This window comes from Leptospira licerasiae serovar Varillal str. VAR 010 (assembly GCF_000244755.1).
GTDB lineage: Bacteria > Spirochaetota > Leptospiria > Leptospirales > Leptospiraceae > Leptospira_B > Leptospira_B licerasiae.
Genome location: NZ_AHOO02000010.1, coordinates 1 through 2327, shown reverse-complemented (window position 1 = coordinate 2327; position 2327 = coordinate 1). Strand labels below are relative to the sequence as shown.

The following is a 2327-nucleotide window of genomic DNA, read 5'->3' as shown; positions in this document are numbered from 1 at the left end:
TAAGTTCGAATAGCCGCAACTTCATGCTCTTAAAGTTTCCTGATACCATAGAGGCATTCTATTGGAGTTCTACAGGGAATGAACAAGATGCAGCCGGTAAGACAGCTAGAGCAGTATCATTCTCTAAAGATAGATTTGGTGAAGACGAGGCTTTTAGCAAGACTAGCCGTTACTTTGTTCGTTGTGTAAGATAAGGATAAAACACGGAGTTTATAGAGACACGGGGAGTTTTTCACACAGAGTCACTGAGTCTGAGCCGAGCCACAAAGGGTAAGGCGAGCTTTGTAAGATTGCGGAGAAAAATGTTGGAACTCCAGCATCGGGTTCAATCTGATATGTTGGAACTCCAACAGTGAAAAAATCTCCGTTTCTTTGTGTGAGATCTTCGGAGACTCTTCCTGCCCCCGTGACTCTTTCTGAGTTTTATAATCCCCAGCAGTAATATTATAAATTGGTAATATTACGATTTTATCTTCTCGGCTTCTCTATGATACCTAAACAAGGGTTCACTTATATCTCTCTTATATCTGCGTCGAAATCGTGTTTTACTAATGCGTAATTTGCTGATTTTTTTTATAACCATTGTGATGAACGGGAACTTTTGCGTGATGAACGGGGTCCTCAAAACCCTGATTTGAAATTTTCAATTGACATAAGCTATTGCCACTTCGATAACTAACGAACTTAAAATCTTAAATCCGGAGTATACATGAGGATTAAAGAAATTAAATCGTTGGTGCTAACGGTTTGTTTTATAGCAAGTTTCAATATAGACGCCCAAGATTTTATCCCTGAACCGGGCTGCGAGAAGCCTCCTGCTCGTAAAAATTTACCGTTTCATATGGATTCTTCTAAACAGCTTTGTGCAAAAGACCTGGCTGTCAAAAGAGAAGGCTGGTATCCTACCGGACTTCCTCTTATCAATTCGGATCCGCTCGAAGGTGTCGGTTTTGGTGTTCGCGCTTATGCTTACAATAACGGCCTGAAATCAGATCCATTATTCGATTATACTCCTTACAGAGTTAGGTTTTTTGGTCAGTATTTTAATACGAGCAAGAACGCTCAATACCATCAGTTGAGTTTGGATATGCCGTTTATTGCAAATACGCAATGGCGTTTGCGTGCGGATGCGTTTCTAACGATTACGCCAACCACTCTATATTTTGGAATAGGTGAGAGTTCTTTAAAGGGCCTAAGTTACTATGATCGTAACCAACCAGGCGGGGATTATTATACAAACGCGACATTCGCTGACCAAGGCAAAAATTTTAGCTATTATAGACCTGGTGGTCCTCAAGATCCGGTCGCTTTTGGTGGAAACACTTACTACGGAGTTCCGAGCCAACCTGGATTTGTTGTTACCAATAAGATGTACAACGGATACATCATCGAAACTCCTATGATCAATCTGAGCACCGAAAGATCCTTCTTCGGTGGAACGGTCCGTGTAGTTGCGGGTATAAAAGCTTCCGAAAATATTATCAGGACTTTTGATGGAAGGAAAGCGCAAGGTTACGATCCTGTTCTCGGAATGGATTACGGAGCGATGGTGCCTAACGCTAAGACCCGTCTAACGGAAGATGCAGAAGCTGGGAAAATTTTAGGATATCATGGCGGTTATGTAAACGCGGTTCGTGTCGCTCTCGTGTATGATACTCGGGACTTCGAACCTGATCCGAACAGCGGTGTATTTATAGAAGGAACTTTCGAGAAAAACAGCAAGGCATTCGGCTCAGACTTCAATTTCCAAAAATACTTCGCTCAAGGAAAATTTTTCTGGAGTCCGTTCCCTAAAGTATTCGAAAAACTCGTGATTGCCTCCCGTTTTGGAGCAGGACTCTCCGAAGGAGACGTTCCGTTCTTCGAATATCGTAATATGTGGGGAACAGAAGGTTTGATCGGAGGACTTGGAGGGATCCGGACCATCCGTGGTTACAAACAGGACCGCTTTGTCGGAAGAATGATGGGCTGGGGTAACTTAGAGGTAAGATGGAAATTCGGATCCTTACGCGTAGGAGACGAATACTTCGCATTCAACCTGGTTCCTTTCATGGACTTCGGACGAGTCTGGAACGACGAGCATAAAGCCGGTCTTAAGGATTACAAATATTCGCATGGTATCGGCCTCAGGATCGCATGGAACCAGGCTACAATCATAATGATCGACTGGGCAAAATCTAAAGAAGACGAACAGTTATTCGTAAACTTCAGTCACGCGTTCTAAGGAAAGAGAGATGAGAAAAGTATATTATATAATAAGATCCTTATTTACCTTATTCGCGTTTAGTCTTCTCGCGATGGGTTGCGAAGAGAAATTAGATCATAAT

2 protein-coding genes are annotated in these 2327 nt (G+C 42.5%); both read left to right on the top strand.

The window, feature by feature from the left end; all coding sequences use genetic code 11:
* A partial coding sequence (locus LEP1GSC185_RS19745) for an Lcl C-terminal domain-containing protein (RefSeq protein WP_167319277.1) occupies positions 1-194 on the top strand: 194 nt, incomplete at its 5' end.
* A gap of 515 nt (positions 195-709) precedes the next feature.
* Positions 710-2224, top strand: a complete 1515-nt coding sequence (omp85, locus tag LEP1GSC185_RS12570) for an Omp85 family outer membrane protein (RefSeq protein WP_008591994.1) — start codon at positions 710-712, stop codon at positions 2222-2224.
* Positions 2225-2327: the final 103 nt, after the last annotated feature.

What these genes read in the sequence shown, in the direction of transcription:
- omp85 (WP_008591994.1), top strand. Translation starts at nt 710, where the DNA reads ATGAGGATTAAAGAAATTAAATCGTTGGTGCTAACGGTTTGTTTTATA.